The sequence below is a fragment of the Streptomyces sp. NPDC107471 genome (genome assembly GCF_055582845.1).
This window is the reverse complement of the sequence record NZ_JBVJPC010000003.1, coordinates 409,805-432,894: the sequence shown is the minus strand read 5'-3', so window position 1 is coordinate 432,894 and position 23,090 is coordinate 409,805. Positions and strand designations below refer to the sequence as shown.

The window sequence follows — 23,090 nt, the reverse complement described above, 5'->3', positions numbered from 1 at the left end:
CCGAATACTGGGGGTCAGACCGCCCCGGTCCGGGGTACGGCTCAGGCCGGCTGTGCCTCCGGCAGCTCCACCAGGCAGGGCAGGGCGTCGCGGTCGCTCGCGCCGAGGCGGGCGTACGCGCTGTAGAGGTGGTTCCCGACCGTACGGACCGACAGGGTGAGCTTCTCCGCGATCTCGCGGTTGCTCAGTCCGGTGGCCGCGAGGGTGACGATCTGCCGCTGGCGGGCGGTGAGTTCGCCCAGGACCAGCCCGGACAGGGCCGGGGTGCGGGCACCCTGGCAGCGCCGGGCCAGCGCGACGGCTCGGGTGCGTGCGGTGCGGGCGGCGCTCGGGTCGCGGTGCGCCCCCGCGGCCTGGGCGTACGCCTCGGCCGCGAAGAGCAGGAACCCGCGCTCCTCCAGTGCCCGGGCGGCCAGGTCGAGGGCGGGACCGTCGGTGCGGGCGAGCGCCTCGGCGTGATCGGCGAAGACACCGGTCAGCCGGCCGACGGCCCGGTCGGGAACGCCGAGGCGGACGGCGTCGTACGGGTCCGCGCCGGCCGTCCCGAGCGCCGCGTCGAGATCACCGCGGGCGGCGGCCGACCAGGTGGCCACGGCGACGGCGGGTCGACGGCCGGAAGGCTGGGCCGAGGGCTGCGCGCACCCTTCGGCGGCGCTTTCGCCCGGCCCCGGTGTGTGCTCCGGATCCCCCGACTGGGCTGCGGCCAGGGCGAGTTCGAGGTGGCAGGACTCGGCGTCCGGGTTCGTGCGCAGGCCCTGCCTGGCCCAGGCCGCGGCCTCGCGCAGTTCGCCGCGCAGCCGGGCGAAGCGGGCCCGTACGGCCGCGTGGTGGGCCGGGATGCCGGTGTGTTCGGCGACCAGCCACTCCCCCACGGGGGCCGGGACGGCTCGTACGTCCGTCTCGGCGATCGCCCGGGTCAAGCGGGCCGTCTCGCTCGCCAGGGCGGCCGCGCAGCCGTCCGGGGTGCGGGCCAGCCGTCGGGCCCGCAGACGTCCGGCGGCGGCTCGCAGCACCGGGCCGTGCAGGGGGTGGGCGAGGCGGGCGGCGCCCTGTTCGTCGACGTGGACCAGGCCGTCGGCCTCCAGGGCCTCCAGGGCGGCGAGGTCGAGCGTGTCGGCGTCGGTCGGCAGCGGCTCGCCGAAGGCCAGGCGGTCCAGGGTCTCCCGCTCGCCGGGGCCGGTGCGGTCGAGGAGGTGCGCGGTGCGCTCGCGCACGGTCGCGGTGACCGGCACCGGCCCGCGCCACTCCCACTCGGTCGAGTCCGGGACCCGGTGCCGCAGCCCGTGCTCGCGCACCGCGTCCACCAGTTCGCGCAGCAGTCGCAGATCGCCCTGGCACAGGCGGTGCAGCCGGTTCACGGTGAGCGCTTCCGGACCGCCGGCGCCGGCCGCGAGCAGTCGCGCGGTCTCCTCGCGGGGCAGCGGTTCCAGGGCGAGGCGCGGCAGGAGTTCGCCGGACCAGAGCCGGGAGATCGCGCCCGGCGCCCGTGCGCCCTCGGTGGCGACGACCAGGAGCCGGGTGCGGCCGTGCACCGCGAGCTGGTGGACCAGGGCGGCCGAGGCGTCGTCGAGCAGATGGGCGTCGTCGACGAGCAGCACGCGTACGGAGGACATGAGGCGGACGGCCCGGTGCAGGGACACCGTCTCCGGCAGGAGGTGCGCGAAGGCGGCGAACGGGAGCCCTCGGGTCTCGGGCGTGCCCACCACCCTCGCGCAGTCGGTCCCGCGCAGGGCCTCCGTGACGAGCCGGGTCTTGCCCCGGCCCGCCGGTCCGGTCACCGCGATGCCCTGCCGTCCGCCGGCCACCGCCCTGCGGACCAGCTCGAGTTCGTCCGCCCGGCCGGTGAACGGCCAGGGCAGCTCCAGGGTCCTCGCGTCCCGTTCGTAAGTCGTCACGCAAGCTAGAGCACCGCTACTCAGTCCTGATACAGGGGGACTTGAGTAGCCCCCGACTCAGGCGCCCGGGGGCGCCCGGCGGGCAGGCTGAACGCCATGACCGCACGCTACTGCTCCCTCGCGCAGCAGTCGGCTCCGGCGTTCGCACCGGGGCTGGCCGCCGAGCGGCTGAGTGCGCTCGTCGGCGGGAGCCGGATGTGGGTCAACGGCACGGTCCTGCACTACTGCTTCTTCGACGGCGACACCGACGGGTCGGTCATTCCTGTTCCGGGGACGGGGCAGTCCCGTCGGGTGTCGTGGGTCGGCGCCAAGGAGCAGCGGGACGTGGTGCGCGAGTGCTTCAAGGAGTGGCAGGACCTCGGGATCGGGGTGCGGTTCGCCGAGGTCGGCGATCGTTCGGAGGCCGAGCTGCGGATCGGGTTCCAGATCGGCGACGGCTCCTGGTCGGCCGTGGGCAAGGACGCGCTCCTGGTCGGTCTGCACGACCGCACCATGAACTTCGGCTGGGACCTGACCGCGCCCGGGGAGCGCGGGACGGCCCTGCACGAGATCGGGCACGCGCTCGGCATGCTGCACGAGCACCAGAGTCCGTTCGCCGGGATCCACTGGGACGACGAGGCCGTCTACGCCGATCTGGCGGGCCCGCCGAACTTCTGGAGCCGGGACCGGACGTTCTTCAACATCCTGCGCAAGCTCGACCCGGACGAGGTCAACGGCTCCGTCTGGGACCCGCAGTCGATCATGGAGTACCCCTTCGAGGCGGGGCTGGTCCTGGAACCGGAGCAGTACCGTGCGGGCCTCGACCCGCCCGGCACGCTGTCGGCCGCCGACAAGGAGTACGTCCTGCGCTGGTACCCGCCGGCCGGGCAGACCCGGCCGCCGGCGCTGGTGCCCTTCCGGTCCGCGCCGCTCGGGCTCGGTCCGGGCGGGCAGGCCGACTTCACCGTGGAACCGCCGGAGACCCGCGAGTACACCGTGGGCACCTTCGGTGACGGCGACACCGTCGTCGTGGTCTTCGAGGAACGGGACGGGGAACCCCGCTACCTCGCCGGCCGGGACGACGGAGGCACTCCGCACAACGCCACGATCAGGGCCCGTCTCGTGAAGGGCCGCCGCTACTTCGTCCGTGTGCGCCTGTACTCCGCGTGGGGTTCGGGGGAAACCGCGGTCATGTGCTGGTGACAGCACAGTCGGGCCGCACGGACGAGGCTGGACCACTGTCCGGCGCCGGGGGAATGGCCGGCGCTCGTCACCTTCGGGGGAGGGAGACGAGCGCCGGCCACGCGGCGTTTCGGGGGACGCTTTCGAGCATCCGGTCGGCAGGAGGTCAGGCCACCCGCTGTTCGCCCCCGGCGTCGTCGGGGTGGGCGAGGCCGAGGTGGTGGCGCAGGGTCGGGCCCTCGTACTCGGTGCGGAAGACGCCCTGTTCCTGGAGGAGCGGGACGACCTTGTCGGCGAAGGCGTCGAGACCGGTCGGGGTGATGTGCGGGACCAGGATGAAGCCGTCGGCGGCGTCGGCCTGTACGTACTCGTTGATCGTGCGGGCGATCGTCTCCGGTGAGCCGACGAAGTTCTGCCGGTTGCCGGTGTGGATGACCAGGTCGCGGATGGACCAGTGATGGGCGGCGGCCAGTTCGCGCCACTCGCGGGCGGTGGCCAGCGGGTCGCGGTACATGCGGACCTGGGCGCGGCCCCGGGAGATGTGCTCCTCGCTCACCAGGGGGTCGATGCCGGGCAGCGGCCCGTCGGGGTCGTACGACGAGAGGTCCCGGTTCCAGACGAACTCCAGGTGCTTGAGGGCGGTGGCGCCGCTGACCTGCCGGCGTCGGACGATCCGGGCGAGTTCCTCGGCCTCGGCGTCGGTGTCGGCGAGGGCGAAGGAGGCGGCGGGCAGGATCAGCAGTTGGTCGGGGCGGCGGCCGTACTTGGCGAGTCGGCTCTTGACGTCGGTGTAGAAGGCCCGGCCGTCGTCGAGGGTGGCGTACCGGCTGAAGATGGCGTCGGCGGAGGACGCGGCGAACTCGCGGCCCTCGTCGGAATCGCCGGCCTGGAAGATCACCGGGCGGCCCTGCGGGGAGCGCGGGACGTTGAACCGGCCGTGGATGTCGAAGTGCTGCCCGGTGTGGACGAAGGAGCCCGCCTTGGCGTCGCTCAGGAACGCGCCGGAGGCCTGGTCGGCGAGGATCTCGTCGCCCTGCCAGGAGTCGAAGAGTTCGTGGGCGGTGGCGAGGAACTCCTTGGCGCGGGAGTAGCGCTCGTCCTGCGGGAGGAAGCCGCCGCGGCGGAAGTTCTCGCCGGTGAAGGCGTCCCAGGAGGTGACGACGTTCCAGGCGGAGCGGCCGCCGGAGAGGTGGTCGAGGCTGGCGAACTGGCGGGCCACCTCGTAGGGCTCGTTGAAGGTGGAGTTGATGGTGCCGGTCAGGCCGAGGTGTTCGGTGACGGCGGCGAGCGCGGCGAGGACCGTGAAGGTGTCGGGGCGGCCGACCACGTCCAGGTCGTAGATCTCGCCGCCCTGTTCGCGCAGGCGCAGGCCCTCGGCGAGGAACAGGAAGTCGAATTTGGCGCGTTCCGCGGTCCGGGCGAAGTGGGCGAAGGAACTGAACTCGATGTGGCTGCCGGCCTCGGGGTCGCTCCACACGGTGGTGTTGTTGACGCCGGGGAAATGGGCGGCCAGGTGGATCTGCTTCAGGGGCTTGGACATGGGTGCGGGATCCTCCGGCTCAGGCGGACGCGAGGGGGGTCCCTCCGGGCTCGACCGAAGCCGGGAGCCTGGAGGAGTAGCGGTTGGCGGGGCGCGCGAGGCCCAGCAGGCCGCGCAGGGTGTCGGACTCGTACGCGGTGCGGAAGGCGCCCCGGCGCTGGAGTTCGGGGACCAGGCCGCGGGTGATCGCGGGGAGGTCGTGGCCGAGGACGGCGGGCCTGAGCCGGAACCCGGTGAGCCCGGCCGCCTGGAACTCGCTGAGCAGGTCCGCGAGTTGGGCCGGGGTGCCGGTGAAGACGCGGGCGTCGCTCCGGTACGGCTCCCCCGCGAGCGTGTCGAGCCGGTCCCGGCGGGCGGCGGCCCGGGCCGGGTCGTCGTCGAGGAAGACGACCAGGTCGCCGAAGAGGTGCAGGAGTTCCTGCCCGCGGCCCGCCGCCGACTGCTCCGCGCGGATCTCGGCGACGATCGCGCGGGCCTGGTCGGCGTCGTGCGGGGTGATGTGGCCGACGTCGGCCTGGCGGGCGATGAGCCGGTACGGGACGGTCCCGTGACCGAGGGCGGTGACGAGGGGCTGGCCCTGCGGCGGGCGCGGTGTGATGGAGGGGCCCTTGACGCTGAAGTACCGGCCTGCGAAGTCGATGTGGTGGAGCTTGTCCCGGTCGACGAAACGGCCGGTGGCGGCGTCACGTATCTCGGCGTCGTCCTCCCAACTGTCCCAGAGGCGGCGTACGACCTCCACGTAGTCGGCGGCCTCGTCGAAGAGGTCGGTGACGAGTTCCTGGCCGGCGGGGCTGTCGTAGGAGTCGATGCGCGGGACGGTGCGGCGGCCGAAGTGCGCGGCCTCGTCGGGGCGCGCGCTGATCCGCACCCGCAGGCCCGCCCGGCCGGCGCTGACGTAGTCGAGGGTCGCGACGGCCTTGGAGAGGTGGAAGGGCTCGGTGTGGGTGACCACCGCGGTCGGGACCAGGCCGATGTGGCGGGTGAGCGGGGCCACGCGGGAGGCGACCAGTACGGCGTCGAGTCGGCCGCGGACCTGGTCGGTGCGCTCGTCCGGGTCGAGGAGGTGCGAGGACTGCGGTCCGAGGCCGTCCTCGATGGTGACGAAGTCCAGCAGGCCGCGCTCGGCCTCGGCGACCAGGTCGGCCCAGTAACCGGCGGTGAACAGTTCGCGGGGCCGGGCCACCGGCTCGCGCCAGGACGCGGGGTGCCAGCCGGTGCCGTCCAGGGCGACGGCGAGGTGCAGCGGGGATGAAGGGGACACGGGCGGGTGCCTTCCTGGAGATCCGTACGGGGGCGTCGGGCCTGGGGATGGACAGGGCTCGGTGGCTGGGGCGGGCGGGTGACGGGTCAGGAACAAGACAGCGCGGCGGACACGGCGGATCCCCTTCTTCTTCAACGGGCAGAGATGTCGTGCTTGGTGAGCAGGTGTCAGGAGTTCTCGAGGGGCAGGCCCGGCGGGTTGACCTCGGACTTGGTCACGGCGTCGGTGGAGAGGTTCCACGCGGCGAGCCACTTGGCGTACTGGCCGTTGTCGATCAGGTGGTTGATCGCGTCGGCGAGGGGCTTCGCGAGGCCGCTGTCCTTCTTGGCGGTCGCGGCGATGAGGCCCTGGAGGGACTGCCCGGCACCGGAGTACTGGCCCGCGATCCTCGTCGCGTCGGGCGTGCTCGCGGTCTGGGTGACGTGGTACGAGAGGTTGGGGCTGGGGCCGAGATAGGCGTCGATCCTGCCGCTGTTGAGGGCCAGGTAGGTGCTGGGGCTGTCCTGGAAGTACTTGACGGTGAGCGTCTTGCCCTCCTTCTCCAGCCTGGTCTTCCACTCCAGCAGGATGCGTTCCTGGTTGGTTCCGGCGCCGACGGAGACGGTCCTGCCCGCGAGGGCCTCGTAGTCGCCGTCGAACCGCCACTTGGAGCTCTTGAGCGTCTCGAAGGCGAGGTCGTCCTTGCGGTAGGAGGCGAACTCGTACTTCTTCTTGCGCTCCTCGGTGTCGGTGATGTTGGAGAAGCCGACGTTCACCTTGCCGCTGTCGATGCCGACGAACAGGTTCTCCCAGGTGAACCGCTTGACCTCGGGCTCCAGGCCGAGGACGGCGGCGACCAGGCGGGCCAGGTCGGTCTCGGAGCCGGTGAGGGTCTTCTGGTCGCTGCCGACGAAGCCCAGCGGAGGGGACCCGGAGGGCAGGGTGCCGGAACCGATGACGAGCCTGCCGCTCTTTCTGACGGCGGCGGGCAGTTCGGCGCTGATGGACTTCACCTCGGCGACCTTCAGGGTGGTCTCCTTGGCGGCGCCGTTGGACAGCAGGCCCACGGTGACCGTTCCCGCGCTGTCGGTCGTGCGGGTGGCGGCGTCGCTGTCACCGCCGCAGGCGACGAGTCCCGCGGCGAGGGCGGTGACGGTGGCCGCCGCGGTGAGGCCGCGGGTCAGGGCGCGTCGGGAGGGGTGCGTGGACATGGCTCTCCTTGGAAGGGGTGCGAAAGGGGACGGGAGGAGGTTCAGAGGACCTTGCTGAGGAAGTCCCGGGTCCGCTCGTGCCGGGGCCGGTCGAGGACCTCGGAGGGCGGGCCCTGCTCGACGACGCGGCCGCCGTCCAGGAAGACGACCCGGTCGGCGATCTCGCGGGCGAAGCCGATCTCGTGGGTGACGATGACGAGCGTGGTGCCGCTGGTCGCCAAGTCCTTGATGACGGCGAGGACTTCACCGACGAGCTCGGGGTCGAGGGCGGAGGTCGGCTCGTCGAAGAGGATGACTCCGGGCCGCAGGGCGAGCGCACGGGCGATGGCGACGCGTTGCTGTTGGCCGCCCGACAACTGCCGAGGGTAAGCAGTCGCCTTGTCGCCGAGACCGACCCTGCCGAGGAGTTCACGGGCGAGCTTTTGGGCTTCGGCCTTGGGGAGCTTTCCGGTCGCCACCGGGGCCGCGGCCACGTTGTCGAGGACGGTGAGGTGCGGGAAGAGGTTGAAGTTCTGGAAGACGAAGCCGATGCGGCTGCGCTGGCTCAGGATGACGCGTTCGCTGAGTTCCTTCAGGCGCTCGCCGTGGCGTCGTACGCCGATCGGCTCGCCGTTGACGCTGACGTGTCCGAGCTCCGGCTTCTCCAGGTGGTTGATGACCCGGAGCAGGGTGGACTTCCCGGACCCGGACGGGCCGAGGATGACGGTGACCTCGCCAGGGCGCACGGTCAGGTCGACCCCGTCCAGGACCCGGTGGGCGCCGTACCACTTGTGCACGCCGTGCACCTGGAGGGCTGCGGCGGTCATACGGCGGCCTCCCCGCGGACGCGGGCCCGGAGGCCGGTGAGACCGGAGCGCAGTTTCTGGAGCGGGGTCGGCGGCAGCGAGCGGGTGGCGCCGCGGGCGTAGTACCGCTCGACGTAGAACTGGACGACGGACACGGCGCTGGTGAGGATCAGGTACCAGACGGTGGCCACCAGGAGCAGCGGCACGATGTCGCCGGGGTAGGTGGCGCCCATGGACTGCACGGTGCCGAACAGGTCGACCAGGGAGACGTAGAAGACCAGCGAGGTGCTCTTGACCAGGCCGATGAGCTGGTTGACGTAGTTCGGGGTGATGGAGCGCAGCGCCTGCGGAAGGACGATCCTGCGGAACTGGTAGCCCTTCGGCAGCCCGAGTGCGGCAGCGGCCTCGTGCTGGCCCTGGTCGACGGAGAGGATGCCGCCGCGGACGACCTCCGCCGCGTAGGCCGCCTCGTTGAGGCTGAGGCCGATCACGGCGATGACCATGTCGGTGGCGAGCCGGGACTCGTCGAAGGAGAAGAAGGCCGGGCCGAAGGGGACACCGACGCTCAACGTCCGGTACAGGGCCGAGAAGTTGTACAGGAACAGCAGGACCACGATCAGCGGGATCGAGCGCAGCGCCCAGACGTAGGTCCAGCTCACCGCCCGCAGCACCGGGCTCCCGGAGAGCCGGGCCAGGGCCAGCAGGATGCCGCCGAGCAGGCCCAGCACGGCGCTGAGGGCGGTGACTTCGAGGGTGACGAGGAGTCCGTCGAGGACGGCCGGGCGCAGGAACCAGTAGCCGAAGCGGTCCCACTGGTAGAAGGGGTTGGTCGCCAGGCCGTGGACGAACTGGGCCGCGAGGACCAGGACGACGACGGTGGCGAGCAGCCGGCCGGGCCGCCTGAGCGGCAGAACCCGCTGCGCGGTCAGGGGAAGTGACGGTGTGTCGGATCGTGGTGGTGCCTCGGTGACGGACACGGCGGCGCCTGGGTGTTCACTCATGCGGTGCTCCGGCGGAGTCGGATGGCCCCTGGCACACGGCGGACACGGCGCCCTGCGGGGGCAGGACGCGGCGCACGGGAACCGGGGGCTGTGGCGGACGACGGCACACCGCGGGGCGGTGTTCGTCAGGAACGCGGGGGCCGGCGGAAGAGTCAGCCCTGACAGCGGGCGCGGCCCGGTGCGCTACACAGTGCGCTGTTGACGCGGAGCAGGTCGACGGCGCGGTCGGCGACGAGGACGTCGGCGTACGGCCGTACGCAGCCCGGGGAGCGGCGCGGGGCCGTCCAGGGAGCTGCGTACATCTCGGTCACCGTCACTGTTCTCGGGAGTCCCGGGGGAACTCTTGTGGGGCGTAGGTTAAGCCGGTTGCCGGAATTCCTGTCAACGCCGGTCCAGCAGGTGGAACGGTGTTCAGGCGGATCGGCCGGTGTGCGCGGCCCAGTCCAGGATCTGCACGGCGGCCCCGGCGGCCTCCAGGCCCCGGCAGCGGGCGTGGTGCCGGCGGGCGATCCCGTCGAGGTCGAGGTGGGTGCCGAAGGCCGGGTGGGCGGCCAGTCGGCGGGCGTAGGCCCACAGGGTCGGGTGGCCTGCGATGCGCCGCACGGCGTCGGCGTCCAGGTGGTGGCGGTGCACGGTGTCGAGTTGGACCAGCGTGACCCACAACTCGACGTCGGCGGCCGTGACGTGATCGCGTATCAGGTAGTCCCGGCCGACGAGCCAGCGCTCCAACGAGCCCAGCGTGTCCAGCAGTTGTTCCAGTCCGGCGGCCCGCTCACGCTCGTCGCCGCCCGCCGATCCGGCGTGCTGCGCGGCCCGTTCGATGCCCTCGGCGCACATCCGCTCGACGGCCTCGGTCTCCGACTCGGCCCCGCACGGGTGGAGGGCCGGGCGGCCGTCGCCGAAGTGTCCGGCCAGGTCGCGGGTGATGTCCGCGGCGTGGGTGCTGACGATCCGCCCCGACCAGTCGTCGCTGAGCACGGGGGCGACGGCCGGGCCGGTGTACCGGTGCGCGCTGGCCTCGTACAGCGGGCGCAGCGCGGAGTGTCCGCCGTCGGGACAGTCGGGGACGGGGTCCAGGTAGGTGACGGGACAGACGTCGTCGAGGCCGAGCAGGCTGTGCACGACGGCGATGCGCAGTCCGTCGGCACAGGCGGGGACGAGGTGGAGGCGGTAGCGGCGCGGCACGGCGTAGTGCCCGCTGCGCGCGTCCCGCCCGATCCGGCCCCGGAACGCGGGGGCCGGGTGGGCGGGGACGTGGGCCGGCGATGTGACGGACATGGGTCTCCCCGGGAGTCGGTGCGCAGACGTACGCGCGGCGGAAGCGTCGTCGGGCGGCGGCGTGCGGCCGGCCCGTGCGCGGCGGCGAAGGTGCGGGAGGGACGGCGAAGGTGCGGGAGGGGCGGCCGGGCTCAGCCCAGGGGCCTGATCGCCCTGCACACCCGCAGCAGGTCGATGTGGCGGCGGGAGGTGAGGAGAGGCGTGGTCCGAGAGGTACGGCTCACTCGGCCGACGGCCGGTTCAAGGCGCCTCATGTTTCCCTACCTGTTCACTAGGATTCCCGTCTGGAGTGTCGATCGGACGGGCGGCACACGTCAAGAGGGTGTCCACGAGGCGAGCGCAACCTCGATCAGGGTGACGTCACGGCCCCGCCGGGCGAGGTGCCGGGCACTGGCCGCGCCCGTCGGTCCCGCGCCGACGGTTCAGTGCGACTCGCGACTGACCTCCGACCCGCTGGAGCCCAGCAGGAAGTCCAGGTCGGCCCCCGTGTCGGCCTGTTGGACGTGGTCGACGTACAGCCGCTCCCAGCCCCGGCGCGGGTTCGCGTAGCCCTCCACGGTGGCCGCGTTCGGGGTGCGGGCGGCGAGTTCGCCGGCGGGCACCTCCAGGTCGATGCGGCGGGCCTCGACGTCGAGGCTGATGACGTCACCGGTCCGCACGAGCGCGAGCGGGCCGCCCGCCGCCGCCTCCGGGGCCACGTGCAGCACGACGGTGCCGTACGCGGTGCCGCTCATCCGGCCGTCGCAGACACGGACCATGTCCCGCACGCCCTGTTCCAGCAGCTTGGTGGGCAGGGGCATGTTGGCGACCTCGGGCATGCCCGGGTACCCCTTGGGGCCGCAGCCGCGCAGGACCAGGACGGAGTCGGCGTCGACGTCCAGGTCCGGGTCGTCGACGCGGGCGTGGAAGTCCTCGATGCTGTCGAAGACGACCGCCCGGCCCCGGTGGCGCAGCAGGTGCGGGGAGGCCGCCGCGGGCTTGATCAGCGCCCCGTCGGGAGCGAGGCTGCCGCGCAGGACGGCGATGCCGCCCTCCTCGACCAGCGGGCGCGCCCGGGTCCTGATCACCTCGGCGTCCCAGATCGGGGCGTCGGCGAGATGGTCCACCAGGGGCTTCCCGGTCACGGTCAGGGCGTCCGGGTCCAGGAGGTCGGCGACCTCGCGCAGCACGGCGAGGAGTCCGCCGGCGCGGTGGAAGTCCTCCATGAGGAAGCGTCCGGCGGGCTGGAGGTCCACGAGGACCGGCACCCGGGAGCCGATGCGGTCGAAGTCGTCCAGGGTCAGCTCGACGCCCAATCGGCCCGCGACGGCGAGGAGATGGACGACGGCGTTGGTGGAGCCGCCGATCGCGGCCAGCGTGACGATCGCGTTGTGGAAGGACCCCTTGGTCAGGAAGGTGCTCAGGCGGCGGTCGCCGGCCACCAGCTCCACCGCGAGCCGTCCGGTGCCGTGCGCGGCCTCCAGCAGCCGGCTGTCCGGGGCGGGGGTGCCGGCCACCCCGGGGACGACCGTGCCCAGCGCCTCGGCGACCAGCGCCATGGTGGAGGCGGTCCCCATGGTGTTGCAGTGCCCGCGGCTGCGGATCATCGACGACTCGGAGCGGGTGAACTGCTCCTGGGACAGGGTCCCGGCGCGGACCTCCTCCGACAGCCGCCACACGTCGGTTCCGCAGCCCAGCGGGGTGCCGCGGAAGGTGCCGGTCAGCATGGGCCCGCCGGGCACGACCACGGCGGGCAGGTCGACCGAGGCGGCGGCCATCAGCAGCGAGGGGATCGTCTTGTCGCAGCCGCCCAGCAGGACCACCCCGTCGAGGGGGTTGGCCCGCAGCATCTCCTCCGTGGCCATCGCCGCCATGTTGCGCCAGAGCATGGCCGTGGGCCGCACGTTGGTCTCGCCCAGCGACACCACGGGCAGATCGAGGGGGATGCCGCCGGCCTCGTACACGCCGTCGCGGACGGACCTGGCCACCTCGTCCAGGTGGGCGTTGCAGGGGGTGAGGTCGGAGGCGGTGTTGGCGATGGCGATCTGGGGGCGGCCGGTGAAGGCGTCGGCCGGGACGCCCCGGCGCATCCAGGCCCGGTGGATGTAGGCGTTGCGGTCCTGTCCCGCGTACCACTGCGCGCTGCGTAGGTTCATCGCCGGTGCTCTTTCCGGTCATCGGTACGGCGGTCTACTATCCGGAACGCCATGCAGCATACGCAGCGCTTCCTCCCTTCGGCAGCCCTCGTCATGGCCGGTGCGGAGGGCGAGCGGCTCATGGGGGCGGACCGGGTGCTCGCCGTGCCCGAGGCACTGGCCCGGCATCCGGACGGGGGCGTCGGACGAGCTCGCCTGGGCATCCGCGACGGCGCCGAACCAGCACACCCGGGCATCCGGACGGAGGCACCGAACCAGCACACCCAGGCATCCGGACGGAGGCACCGGACGGGCTCCCCGGGCGATCGGTGGTCCCGGACCGACCGTGCACCGGGCCTTGGCCGCGCTGCGTCGGGCCGGTCCGGACGGTCGGGAGCCGGCCGGCCGCCACCTGCTCGGCGACGAGTCCCTCCGGACGCCCTTCGCCCGCCACGAGCCCCGTCCCGGACGCGTGCGGGTGCGGCCGCTGCGGGAGACCGGGCCGCCCGGTCCGGGGAGACGACCCGGCACGCCGTCTCCTCGGCCGTGCACAGGGTCGCCCACACCTCCGGAGGCCGCTCGCCCCAGTCGGGCGGCCTCCGGACCGGAACATGATGCGGGCGCCGGTGGACGCCGTGGAGGAGATCCGCGCGACACCCCGCCCCTCGAAGGAGCCCGTGTGATGCGTGCCTTCGTCCTCACGGCTCCCGGCGAGTTCGCCGTGCAGGAAGTGGAGGAGCCCGTCGCCGCGCCCGGTGAGGCCGTCGTCGACGTCGAACGGGTCGGCGTGTGCGGCACCGATCTGGAGTTCTTCACCGGGCACATGACCTATCTGCACCAGGGACACGCCGGTTACCCGATGCGGCTGGGCCACGAGTGGGCGGGGCGGGTGCGTGCGGTGGGCGCCGGGGTCGACCCGGGCTGGGTCGGGCGCCGGGTCATGGGCGACACCATGCTCGGCTGCGGGGCCTGCCGGCGCTGTCTGCGGGGGGTGCAGCACGTGTGCGAGAAGCGGGAGGAGGTGGGCATCCGAGGCGGCCGCGCGGGTGCCCTCGCCGAGCAACTCGCCGTCCCCGCACGGTCGTTGCACATCCTGCCCGACGCGGTGGACCCGGTGCTCGGCGCGCTCGTCGAGCCCGGTGGCAACGCCCTGCGGGCCGCGCGGGCCACCGCCGCGGGGCCCGGCGACCGGGTCCTGGTGCTGGGGCCCGGCACCATCGGACTGCTGGTCGCGCTGTTCCTCCGGGCTGCCGGGGCGGAAGTGCACCTGATGGGCGCCACCGAGGACTCCCTCGCCTTCGCGCGTGCGCTGGACTTCCCGCACGCCTGGCGCGAGGACACGCTGCCCGACGTGCCGTTCGACGCGGTCGTGGACGCCACCAACGCCGTCCGTCTGCCCGCTCTGGCCCAGGAGTTGGTGGAACCGGGCGGTCGGCTCGTGTACATCGGACTGGCGGCCGAGCCGAGCAGGATCGACACCCGGGCGCTCGTCCTGAAGGACGTGACGGCGGTCGGCGTCCTGTCGGCCTCCCCCGGCCTCGACGCGACCATCAGGGCGTACGCCGACGGGGTCGTCGACCCGCGGCCGCTGGTGGCCGCGACGGTGGCGCTGGACGCGATCGGCCCCGTCCTCGCGGGCGAGCGTCCGCCCGGCGCCGGTGCGGGACCGAAGATCCACGTCGATCCCGGCCCGGCCTGAGGGATTCAGGCCGGTGGCGATCAAGGTGCAGCCGACCGCCCAGGTCGACGGGACGGCGGCGATCGGCGAGGGGACGACGGTGTGGGACCTGGCCCAGATCCGCGAGCACGCCCGGCTCGGGAGCGGGTGCGTCGTGGGCCGGGGCGCCTACGTCGGCCCCGGGGTGCGGATCGGCGACAACGTGAAGCTCCAGAACTTCGCGCTGGTCTACGAGCCCGCGGTGCTGGGCGACGGGGTGTTCGTGGGCCCGGCAGCGGTCCTCACCAACGACCGTGCCCCAGGTCGGTGGACCCGGAGGGCAGGTCGAAGCGCGGCGGCGACTGGGAGGCCGTGGCGGTGGAGGTGGCCGAAGGAGCGTCCCTCGGGGCCCGTTCGGTGTGTGTGGCACCGGTGCGGATCGGTCGCTGGGCCCTGGTCGCGGCGGGGGCCGTGGTGACCCGGGACGTGCCCGACCACGCGCTCGTGGCCGGTGTCCCGGCGCGCCGCGTCGGCTGGGTGGGGCGGGCCGGCGTACGGCTGGTGGAGCGGGAGGGTGAGCCGGGGGTCTGGGCGTGCCCCGAGACGGGTGCGCTGCACGAGGAGCGGGACGGCCGCCTCGTCGAGCGCGCATGACGCCGGTTTCCGGTCGAAACGTCGGCCGGGTGTCCTGTTCGCCCCTGTTCCGCCCACGGCTGTCCGTGCCGTCGGATACCGTGTCGACCATGATCACGGGCGAGATCAAGGGCAAGGGGGACCGCGTCCGGGACGCCTTCCGGCCCTCGGACGCGGTGGGCGTGTGAGCCGCAAGCCGACGCCCGCGGTGCTTCCCCCGTCGCTGCGCGCGCCGCTCGGGCTGGTCGCGGTCCTGGCCGCGCTGGTGGTCGTCGTGCTCGGGGTCCTGTACGCCGGTCACAGCCGGTCCGGCGGGGTGGACTCGTGGATCGTCCCGCCGACGGCGGACAGTGTGCGGTCTCCGTGGCGGCACCTCGCCCTGGCTCTGGACTTCCTGGGAGAGCCGGTCGGATCGGTGCTGCTGGTCACGGTCGTCGTGGTGGGCTGCCTGCTGCTTCGCCGGCCACGCGCGGCGGTGCTCGTCGTGGTCGGCGCCGTCCTGGTGGTGGGGACGGCGACGCTGCTCAAGCAACTGGTGGGGCGCACCATCCACGGCCCCGACAACCTGTCCTATCCGAGCGGGCACACCGCCTTCCTCACCGCGCTCGCCCTCGTCGTGGCGCTGCTCGCGACCGACCGGCTCGGCCTCGGCAGGACGGCCGGCACGTCACTCGTGCTCGGCGCGGCGCTCTTGGCCGGCGCCGCGATGGGATGGGCCGAGGTCGCGCTGGGCGCGCACTACCCCACCGACGCGCTCGGTGGCTGGTGCACCGCGCTGACGGTGATGCCGGCGACCGCGTGGCTGGTCGACCGGGCCGCCGACCGGTGGGCCGACCGGACGGCCGGCACCGGTCGGCGGGAGCCCGGCTGACATCGCCTCACGCCAGGCGACGGAACACGGGCTTCACCGGTCGTCCGCCCATCCAGGGGGTCGGATCGCCGGCGTCCAGTGCCTTCCGGTACACCGCGCAGGCCTGGGCCACCACGTCGACGGTCCGCTCGATGTCCTCGTCGCCGAGCGCGCCGCTCACCACGAACGACGGGGCCAGCACCCCGCCCGCGAGAAGCCGGCGCAGGAACAGGGTGCGGTACTCCTGCGACGGCCGGCCGTCCCCGTCGAGCGTGGCGAAGACCAGGTTGCTCGCCCGGCCCCGGACGACGACGTGCTCCTCGACGCCCATGCCGGCGGCGGCCTCGCGGACACCGGCGGCCAGCCGCTCGCCGAGGGCGTGCAGCCGCGCGGTGACGCCCTCCTCGGTGTAGACGGTCTGCACGGCCATCGCGGCGGCCAGGGAGTGCGTCTCTGCGCCGTGCGTGGTCGACAGCAGGAACACGCGGTCCTCGGAGTGACGCAGCCCGCCCCGCTCCATCAGCTCGCGCCGCCCGGCCAACGCGGAGACGGCGAACCCGTTGCCCAGCGCCTTGCCGAACGTGGAGAGGTCGGGGACGACGCCGTACAGGCCCTGGGCGCCCGCCTCGGACCAGCGGAAGCCGGTGATCATCTCGTCGAAGATCAGTACGCAGCCGTGCCGGTCGGCCAGTTCGCGCAGGCCGGCGAGGTAGCCGGGCGGCGGCTCGGTGTGGGTGGCGGGTTCGAGGATCAGACAGGCGACCTCGCCCTCGTACCGCGTGAGCAGCTCCTCCGTCGCGGCCAGGTCCCCGTAGGGGAACGCCACGGTGAGCTCGTTGGTGGCCGTCGGGATGCCGGCGGACATCGGTGTGGTGCCGATGAACCAGTCGTCGGTGGAGAAGAACGGATGGTCGGCGCAGAGGGCCACCCGCGGGCGCCCGGTGGCGGCGCGGGCGAGGCGGACCGCGGCGGTGGTGGCGTCGGAGCCGTTCTTCGCGAACTTCACCATCTCGGCGGTCGGCACCGTGGCCAGGAAGCGTTCCGCGGCTTCGATCTCCACGACGGACGGCCGGGCGAAGTTGCTGCCGCGGTCGATCTCCCGCCGCACCGCCTCGGTGACGCGCGGGTGGGCGTGTCCGAGGCTCACCGCCCGCAGGCCCGACCCGTACTCGATGTAGCGGTTGCCGTCGACGTCCCACACATGGGCGCCGCGGCCGTGGCTGATGACCGGGGCCAGGCCCTCGGGGTACTGGTCGTCGCCCTTGGCGTAGGTGTGCGCGCCGCCGGGGATCAGGGCGTGCAGCCGTTCGTTGGCCCTCCGCGACCGGGGCAGGTCGAACTCGACGGTCTGCTCGGTGTGTTCGGTGTCCAAGCCGGCTTCATCCTTCCAAGCGCTTCAGGACCTCGGCGAGGCTCGGTGCCTCCCGGTCCCGTCGGGACGTCGACGTGACCGGCAGGGGCCAGGGGATGGCGAGTTCCGGGTCGTCGAAGGCGATCGTCACGTCCTCCGAGGGATCGTGCTCTCGGTCGATACGGTAAGAGGTGTCCGCGATTTCGGTAAGAGCCTGGAAGCCGTGCGCGCATCCCGCCGGGATGTAGACCGACTTCTGTGTCTCACCGGACAGTTCGAGGAAGGCCCGGCCGAGATACGTCGGCGAGTCCGGCCGCAGGTCCACTACGACGTCGAAGATCCGCCCGTACGAGCACCGCACCAGCTTGGCCTCGCCGGCGCCGGAGCGCAGGTGCAGGCCGCGCAGCACGCCCCGGACCGAGCGGGAGACGCTGTCCTGGACGAAGGCGTGCGGGTCGAGGCCCACCGAACGGATCACGTCGGCGTCGAAGGTGCGGCTGAAGAAGCCGCGTTCGTCGGCGTACGGGGTGGGCTCGAACAGGTACGCGCCGGCGATCTCGGGGACTTCGGTCGCTTTCATGGAGCCTTCCGCTGGGCTGGGGCGTGGGGGTTCGCCGGGAACAGGGTCGTGGTCAAGTCGGTGAACTGCCGGGCGAGTTGTCGTGCGGCGGTCCGGTTGCGCTCGGCGAGCGCCGGCCGCAGCTCCGCCGCGTGCTTCTCCAGGTCCCGGAACTGTTCGAGCAGCCGGTCGGCGTCGACCTCGCGTGCCGGGTGGCAGTACGCGCCGAGGCCCATCCCGTTCATGAGGGCTTCGCTCTTGGCCGCGTAGCACAGGGCGAGCACGGGCGTTCCGGTCTTCAGCGCGCAGATCAGGTTGTGATAGCGGACGGCCACCACGGTGTCGGCCGCCGCCATCTCGTCCATCAGGTCGGCCAGCGAGGCCGGTTCGGCCGCGGTGACCAGCGGTGAGTCCACGGCGTCGAGGATCGCGGCGACCACCGACAGATCGCATCGGTCGCCGGTCAGGAGCCGCACCGGTCTGCCCTCCGCGACGAGCACACGGACGAACGCGATCGTCCCGTCGAGGTAGCGCCGGTATATCTCCTCGGCCCGGGCGCGGTCGTCGTTGCTCCCGTGGAAGTCCATGACGCCGAGGCAGACGGGGCCCGGGGTGTCGGTGGGCGCGCTCGCCCGGGGCGCCGGCAGGGCGAACGCGAGGTCGGGGTAGACCTCGTCGCGCGAGGTGTCCACGCCCATCGCCCGCATCGCGTCGCGGGACTGCTCGTCCCGGTACGACCGGTACGCGGCGAGCCGGGCCGACCAGCGCACCAGGGCCCGGGTCGGGCGGTTCCGGATCCCGGCGGCGCCGACGCTGACCAGCGCGACCCGGGTGCCCAGCAGCCGGCCGCTCGCGCAGAGCAGGAACAGCGAGTACGGGAAGCCCCACGGCCGCAACGGCAGGGTGGCCTCCAGGACGCCCATGCCCGGCACGATCACCACGTCGTGCCGGCGGACCCAGGCGGCGGTGCGGAAGACGTCGACGAGTTTGCCGAGCGTCTTCGAGGCGACCGCGCCCGCACGGGACGCGGTCCGGTACTCCGCGCGGTTCCAGTGCAGCCGCGTCGCGGGGATCCCGAACGTGGCCGTCACCTTCTCGGGTCCGCCGCACAGCGCGTCCACGCTCGCGTCCGGGTGCTCGGCGCGGAGGTATCCGAGGACGGCCTCGAGTGATCCGTCGTTGCCGAGGTTGCCGGAGCCCAGCAGGCCGAACACCCCGACGCGTACGGGGGTTTCGTCCGGCGACGTCATGCCCGCCTCCCCTCCCGGCCGGCCACGAGGGCGTCCACGGAGACGGTCAGCTTCGACGGGTCGACCGGGGCGCGGTCCTCGACCCGCTCCCCCGCGCCGGGCCGGGCCCGGCTGGTCGCCCAGGCGGCCAGGTGGCGGTAGCACTCGCGCCGGTCGGCCGCGGACAGCGGGGCGCGGTGGATCGCCGAGACGAAGCCCCAGACGTACTCGGCGAGCAGCCGGGGCGTCGGGTGCAGCGGGCCGGCCCGGCGCGGGTCGAGGTTGACGCACCGGGAGCGCTTGGACGGGTTGGCCCGCTCGGCACGGGTGGGGTGGTCGCGGCGGAAGTACAGCAGTTCCGGCACCTGGTGGAAGCGCCCGTGGAGGGCTATCTCGGCGACGTAGGTGCGGTCCGCGTGGTGGTAGCTGTCCATGGGCTTCACCCGGCGCAGCGCGTCGGTCCGGATCACTCCGTAGAAGTCGTCGCCGCCGGGCTCGAACAGCATGCTGCGGAAACGCTCCGGGGCGTGCGGCGAGCCGGTCGCCAGGGTGTAGTCGTAGGGGACCTTCACCTGGCCGTCGCCGTCGATGACCGCCTGGTCGGCGTGGGCGAGGATCACGTCCGGCCGCTCGTCCAGCGCCTCCACACAGCGCCGCAGCAGATCACGGGCGTAGAGGTCGTCGTGCGAGGCCCACTTGAACAGCTCGCCGCGGGCCTCGGCGAGGACCCGGTTGTGGTTCGGGGTGGCGCCGATGTTCCGGGGCAGCCGGAGGTATCGGATGCGCGGGTCCTGCGCCGCGTACTTGCGGCAGATGTCCTCGGTCCCGTCGGTCGAGGCGTTGTCGGAGACGACCAGCTCGAAGTCCTCGTAGGTCTGGCCGAGCAGGGCGTCGAGCGACTCCGCCAGGTACTCCTCGCCGTTGTACACGGGCAGGCCGATGCTCAGCCTGGGTCGGTCGGTCATGAGGTCCTCACTTCGGGGACGGGTTCGTGGTCGTGCTCGCGCAGGGCGGGGCGCAGTTGGAGCCACCACACGGCGGAGCCGCTGACGGTCGCGGCGGCGACGCCCCAGGCCGAGCCGACCGTGCCGGCCAGGGCCGCCCCGCCGAGGCCGCCGCCGACGTAGCAGGCGGAGGCGAACATCTGGGAGCGCAGGCTGCGGCGGGCGGCGCCGAGCGCGCGCAGGCCGGCGGCCGCACCGGTGCCGAGGCCGGCGCCGGCGACACCGAGGGTGATCGGCACGACGAGCTGCGAGGCGGAGTGCCAGACGCTGCCGAGCACCAGGTCGCCGAGCCGGTTCGGGAGCAGGAGCAGCGCCCCGCCCCAGATCAGCGCTGCGGCGGCCTGTCCGCCGCCCAGCAGGAGGCAGAACTTGCCGAGGCGGTGTGGGGCCTGCCGCAGCACCCGTGCCGCCTCCGGGACGGTGACCAGCGACAGTCCCATCAGCACGGCGAGGAAGGGGCCCATGAGGAGTTCGGCGCCCCGCACCGCACCGACCGCGCCGACTCCGACGATCGCGCCGAGCCCGTAGGCCCGCAGTTGGCCGGCGCCGCTGAGGCTGACGTTCTCGACCAGGTACCGGTAACCGAGATCGCGCTGCTCGCGCAGCCACCCGCGTGCCTCGGTCAGCCGGGGCCGGATGCCGGACTGGAGGCAGCCGTACGCGGCGGCCACCGCTGCGGACGCGCCCCAGGCGAGCACGAAGGCGGCCACGGTGTCCACGTGGGCCGCCGCCACCATGGCCGGGACGAGCGCCACGCACCACACGACGTCGTTGAGGAAGGCCTTGCGTCCGTTGCCCGCGGCGAAGAACGCGAACCGCCAGGCGTCCTGCAGCAGCAGGCCCGGCAGCATGACGCCCAGACAGGCGAACGCGGGCCCCAGCCGGCCGCCGAGACCCAGCCCGACCGCCAGGGACAGCGCCCCGATGGCCGTACCGACGCCGAGTGCCGTACCCGTCGACCGGGCCACCGCCTCGCGCCAGGACGCCTCCGGCACACCGCTGAAGCGCACGGTGAGGGGGTCGGTGGCCAGCCCGCGGGAGACGTTCAGCACCACGCCGTACGTCACCCAGGCGAGGCTGAACACGCCGAACGCGGTCACCCCGAGGGAGCGGGCCACGTAGATGCCCACCGCGAAGTTGCTGATGCTGGAGGCCGCCTGGTCGGCCAGCCCCCAGGACAGCCGGCCGACGAGGGCCCGCTTGGCGGATCGGGCCGGTGGCGCCGTCGGCGGCGCGTTCTCTCCCTCGACGGGCATGGACGTCATGTCTTGATCAGCCCTGCCTCGTGCAGGGCGGCGGCCGCGTCGGCGACGGTGTCGAACGGCAGCCCGGACCGCTCGGCGACGTCCAGCAGACTGTGCTCGCCGTCGGAGAGGTTGAGCACCCAGAGCATGGCCATCTGGGCCTGCTTGGTGTCGCTGCGCCCGCCGAGCGCGTCGTACAGCCCGCGCCGCCCCAACTGCGGTTCGCCGTACGGGCTGAGGTTGACGTAGGACCGGTTGCGGTCCAGGACGGCGAAGGCCTCGCGGCAGACCGCGAGGGTGTCGGCCATCGCCTCCGGGGAGACGAGGTCCAGGTCGTCCGCCGAGGTGTGGTACTCGGGGTAGCCCGCGTAGGGGGTCCGGGTGAGCGAGCCGACGCCGAGGTCGAAGCCGGGCGAGCAGTACTGCCGCTCGTCGTAGCCGTACGGAGTGAACTCGTTGACCTGGTGCGGGCGTTCGGAGGCGGCCAGGACGTGCCGCAGCACCCGGTCGATCTCCGCGTCGCCGCGCCTGCTCTGCTTGTACGTCAGGGAGCCGGGGTCGCCTGCGCAGGCCAGCACGAGCCCGTGCTTGACCCGTTCCACCCGCTCCCGGTTGCGGGCCAGCCAGGTGATCGCCCCGATGGTGCCGGGCGCGAAGATGAACCGGTAGGTGTAGTAGGGGGTTTGCTCCGCGAGCTCCCGGGCCAGGTACGTCGCCACCGCGACGCCGGCCATGTTGTCGTTGGCCAGCGACGGGTGGCAGACATGGCAGGAGACGATCACCTCGTCGGGGACCTGACCGGGGACCACGTGCTCGGCGTAGGTGAGGTGACCGTCGGCGAGCGTGGAGTCGACGCACACCTCGTACTCGCCGTCCGGCATCGCGTCCAGGGTGTCCTGGGCCAGGCAGAACCCCCACTCCGGCTTGTAGTAGCTGGTGCGGTACGGCACCCAGGACGGGTGGTCCGGCAGGGTGTGCAGGTGCTCGCGCAGTTCGGCCAGCGGCATGGTCCGCGACACCGGCACGCTGTAGCCGAGCACGTGCAGGCTGGACGCGGCGAAGTCGACGACCCGGTGGCCCTCCGGGTCGGCGATGTAGGCGTCCCGGATGTTCCACTCCTGCGGCACCGTCCAGTCGAGCACCTGGGTCCCGGTCGGCACCTCGTGCACCTGGAGCGGGACGTACTCGCCGACGATGTCCAGGGTGGCGCGCACCCCGTCGCCGGTGATGCTGCGGCACAGCGGGTACAGCCGCTCGACCAGCGCGTACATCTCGTCGCCGGCCGAGGTCGTCGGCGGTACGCCGCCCGCGGTCATCCGCGCCGCCGCAGGGTGTCGTCGACGGTGCCGGCGTCGGAGGCCGAGCGGAGCACGGCGAGGCGGGTGAAGCGCTGCTCGAAGGTCTCCCGGGTGAGGTCGAACTTCCGGTAGGCGTCGGCGAGTTCGAGGGCGCCCCGCTTGACGGACCACTCGCAGTCGAAGCCGGGGATCGCGGCGCGGAAGCGGGAGAAGTCGACGCGGTAGGAGCGCGGGTCGGCGCCGTTCTCCCCGGTGATGTTCACCGTGGAGCCGGGCACCGCCTCGGCGACCTGATCGGCGATCTCGGCGACCGTGACGTTGTTGGCCTCGCTGCCGATGTTGAACGCCCGGTCGTGCACCGCGTCCCGCGGCGCGCTCAGCGCGGCGGTGAAGGCCCGCGCGATGTCGACGGCGTGCACCAGCGGGCGCCAGGGCGTGCCGTCGGACATCACCAGCACCTCGCCGGACAGCAGCGCGTGGCCGACCAGGTTGTTCAGCACGATGTCGGCGCGCAGCCGGGGCGAGAACCCGAAGGCCGTGGCGTTGCGCATGTACACCGGGGTGAAGTCGCCGTCGGCGAGCTCGTGCAGGTCGTCCTCGACCCGCACCTTGGACTCCGCGTACGGCGTCACCGGGCGCAGCGGGGCGTCCTCGCCCACCAGGTCCTCGCCGCCGGCGGCGCCGTACACCGAGCAGGTCGACGCGTACAGGAAGCGCCCCACTCCCGCCTCGCGGGCCAGCCGGGCGAGGTGGACGGAGGCGTGGTGGTTGATGTCGTAGGTGAGTTCCGGCGCCAGCGATCCCAGCGGGTCGTTGGAGAGCGCGGCCAGGTGGATCACGGCGTCGACCCCGGCCACGTGCTCGGCCGTGACGTCGCGCAGGTCCACCCGGTGTCCCGGCGGGTCGGCGGGCGTCGGGCCGAGGACGCAGTCGGCGAACAGGCCGGCGTCGAGGCCGACGACCTCGTGCCCGGCGGCGGCGAGGACCGGGGCCATGACGGTTCCCAGATATCCCTGGTGTCCGGTCAGCAGTACGCGCAT

20 protein-coding genes and 2 pseudogenes are annotated in these 23,090 nt (G+C 73.1%); 5 read left to right on the top strand and 17 right to left on the bottom strand.

Translation table 11 applies throughout. The features are described 5' to 3' along the window. Positions 1–41: 41 nt before the first annotated feature. A complete protein-coding gene (locus ACZ66S_RS11470) occupies positions 42–1,895 on the bottom strand; it encodes a LuxR family transcriptional regulator AbsR2 (RefSeq protein WP_469901276.1) in 1,854 nt (617 codons plus the stop codon). Positions 1,896–1,991: 96 nt separating this feature from the next. Here ACZ66S_RS11470 and absR1 point away from each other — a divergent pair, with 96 nt between their 5' ends. After that, on the top strand, positions 1,992–3,077 hold the full coding sequence (absR1, locus tag ACZ66S_RS11465; RefSeq protein WP_469901275.1) for a beta-glucuronidase AbsR1: 1,086 nt from the start codon (positions 1,992–1,994) through the stop codon (positions 3,075–3,077). A gap of 145 nt (positions 3,078–3,222) precedes the next feature. Here the strand turns inward: absR1 and ACZ66S_RS11460 are convergent, their stop codons facing one another. The 9 genes and pseudogenes from ACZ66S_RS11460 to ACZ66S_RS11420 all read right to left on the bottom strand — a co-directional run bounded on the left by ACZ66S_RS11460 (position 3,223) and on the right by ACZ66S_RS11420 (position 12,246). Continuing rightward, positions 3,223–4,596 (bottom strand): NtaA/DmoA family FMN-dependent monooxygenase, encoded by a 1,374-nt coding sequence (locus ACZ66S_RS11460; RefSeq protein ID WP_469901274.1) that lies wholly within the window; start codon positions 4,594–4,596, stop codon positions 3,223–3,225. Positions 4,597–4,615: 19 nt separating this feature from the next. Beyond that, the gene (locus ACZ66S_RS11455) at positions 4,616–5,857 is read right to left on the bottom strand and encodes an LLM class flavin-dependent oxidoreductase (RefSeq protein WP_469901273.1); all 1,242 of its coding nucleotides are present in this window, start codon (positions 5,855–5,857) and stop codon (positions 4,616–4,618) included. Positions 5,858–6,024: 167 nt separating this feature from the next. Further along, the gene (locus ACZ66S_RS11450) at positions 6,025–7,047 is read right to left on the bottom strand and encodes an ABC transporter substrate-binding protein (RefSeq protein WP_469901272.1); all 1,023 of its coding nucleotides are present in this window, start codon (positions 7,045–7,047) and stop codon (positions 6,025–6,027) included. A 41-nt stretch (positions 7,048–7,088) separates the two neighbouring features. Further along, positions 7,089–7,853 carry an amino acid ABC transporter ATP-binding protein gene (locus ACZ66S_RS11445; protein ID WP_469901271.1) on the bottom strand — a complete coding sequence of 255 codons (765 nt, stop codon included), beginning with the start codon at positions 7,851–7,853 and terminating at the stop codon, positions 7,089–7,091. Then, positions 7,850–8,833 carry an amino acid ABC transporter permease gene (locus ACZ66S_RS11440; RefSeq protein WP_469901270.1) on the bottom strand — a complete coding sequence of 328 codons (984 nt, stop codon included), beginning with the start codon at positions 8,831–8,833 and terminating at the stop codon, positions 7,850–7,852. Before ACZ66S_RS11440 ends, ACZ66S_RS11445 begins: the two co-directional genes overlap by 4 nt. Positions 8,834–8,985: 152 nt before the next feature. After that, the gene (locus ACZ66S_RS11435) at positions 8,986–9,135 is read right to left on the bottom strand and encodes a hypothetical protein (RefSeq protein ID WP_468386999.1); all 150 of its coding nucleotides are present in this window, start codon (positions 9,133–9,135) and stop codon (positions 8,986–8,988) included. Between the two features lie 109 nt (positions 9,136–9,244). Further along, positions 9,245–10,111: a glutathione S-transferase C-terminal domain-containing protein gene (locus ACZ66S_RS11430; RefSeq protein ID WP_469901269.1), complete on the bottom strand. Its 867-nt coding sequence runs from the start codon at positions 10,109–10,111 to the stop codon at positions 9,245–9,247. Between the two features lie 314 nt (positions 10,112–10,425). Then, positions 10,426–10,521: pseudogene (locus ACZ66S_RS11425) on the bottom strand (hypothetical protein); the annotation flags it as partial. 12 nt (positions 10,522–10,533) lie between these two features. After that, positions 10,534–12,246 carry an IlvD/Edd family dehydratase gene (locus tag ACZ66S_RS11420; protein ID WP_469901268.1) on the bottom strand — a complete coding sequence of 571 codons (1,713 nt, stop codon included), beginning with the start codon at positions 12,244–12,246 and terminating at the stop codon, positions 10,534–10,536. A gap of 661 nt (positions 12,247–12,907) precedes the next feature. Between ACZ66S_RS11420 and ACZ66S_RS11415 the strand changes: the two genes are divergently transcribed. The 4 genes and pseudogenes from ACZ66S_RS11415 (at position 12,908) to ACZ66S_RS11400 (ending at position 15,386) form a co-directional block, all read left to right on the top strand. Further along, positions 12,908–13,924 carry a zinc-dependent alcohol dehydrogenase gene (locus tag ACZ66S_RS11415; RefSeq protein ID WP_469901267.1) on the top strand — a complete coding sequence of 339 codons (1,017 nt, stop codon included), beginning with the start codon at positions 12,908–12,910 and terminating at the stop codon, positions 13,922–13,924. A gap of 13 nt (positions 13,925–13,937) precedes the next feature. Further along, a pseudogene (locus ACZ66S_RS11410) lies at positions 13,938–14,536 on the top strand (acyltransferase). Positions 14,537–14,565: 29 nt separating this feature from the next. Next, complete coding sequence (locus ACZ66S_RS11405) at positions 14,566–14,703, top strand: hypothetical protein (RefSeq protein ID WP_469901266.1); 138 nt, start codon at positions 14,566–14,568, stop codon at positions 14,701–14,703. After that, entirely contained in the window at positions 14,700–15,386 is a 687-nt protein-coding gene (locus ACZ66S_RS11400) for a phosphatase PAP2 family protein (protein WP_469901265.1), read from the top strand. Before ACZ66S_RS11405 ends, ACZ66S_RS11400 begins: the two co-directional genes overlap by 4 nt. Before the next feature lie 7 nt (positions 15,387–15,393). On the opposite strand, the gene ACZ66S_RS11395 is transcribed toward ACZ66S_RS11400, so the two are convergent. The 7 genes from ACZ66S_RS11395 to ACZ66S_RS11365 are packed head-to-tail and all read right to left on the bottom strand — an operon-like array spanning position 15,394 to position 23,090. Beyond that, a complete protein-coding gene (locus tag ACZ66S_RS11395; protein WP_469901264.1) occupies positions 15,394–16,737 on the bottom strand; it encodes a glutamate-1-semialdehyde 2,1-aminomutase in 1,344 nt (447 codons plus the stop codon). A 7-nt stretch (positions 16,738–16,744) separates the two neighbouring features. Further along, positions 16,745–17,296 carry a dTDP-4-dehydrorhamnose 3,5-epimerase family protein gene (locus ACZ66S_RS11390; protein ID WP_469901263.1) on the bottom strand — a complete coding sequence of 184 codons (552 nt, stop codon included), beginning with the start codon at positions 17,294–17,296 and terminating at the stop codon, positions 16,745–16,747. Continuing rightward, positions 17,293–18,525: a polysaccharide pyruvyl transferase family protein gene (locus tag ACZ66S_RS11385; protein WP_469901262.1), complete on the bottom strand. Its 1,233-nt coding sequence runs from the start codon at positions 18,523–18,525 to the stop codon at positions 17,293–17,295. The genes ACZ66S_RS11390 and ACZ66S_RS11385 overlap by 4 nt, the downstream gene beginning before the upstream one ends. After that, positions 18,522–19,469: a glycosyltransferase family 2 protein gene (locus tag ACZ66S_RS11380; protein ID WP_469901261.1), complete on the bottom strand. Its 948-nt coding sequence runs from the start codon at positions 19,467–19,469 to the stop codon at positions 18,522–18,524. The genes ACZ66S_RS11385 and ACZ66S_RS11380 overlap by 4 nt, the downstream gene beginning before the upstream one ends. Next, positions 19,466–20,773, bottom strand: a complete 1,308-nt coding sequence (locus ACZ66S_RS11375) for a hypothetical protein (protein ID WP_469901260.1) — start codon at positions 20,771–20,773, stop codon at positions 19,466–19,468. The genes ACZ66S_RS11380 and ACZ66S_RS11375 overlap by 4 nt, the downstream gene beginning before the upstream one ends. Continuing rightward, on the bottom strand, positions 20,770–22,068 hold the full coding sequence (locus tag ACZ66S_RS11370) for a DUF4910 domain-containing protein (RefSeq protein ID WP_469901259.1): 1,299 nt from the start codon (positions 22,066–22,068) through the stop codon (positions 20,770–20,772). Before ACZ66S_RS11370 ends, ACZ66S_RS11375 begins: the two co-directional genes overlap by 4 nt. Then, positions 22,065–23,090: an NAD-dependent epimerase/dehydratase family protein gene (locus ACZ66S_RS11365; RefSeq protein WP_469901258.1), complete on the bottom strand. Its 1,026-nt coding sequence runs from the start codon at positions 23,088–23,090 to the stop codon at positions 22,065–22,067. The genes ACZ66S_RS11370 and ACZ66S_RS11365 overlap by 4 nt, the downstream gene beginning before the upstream one ends.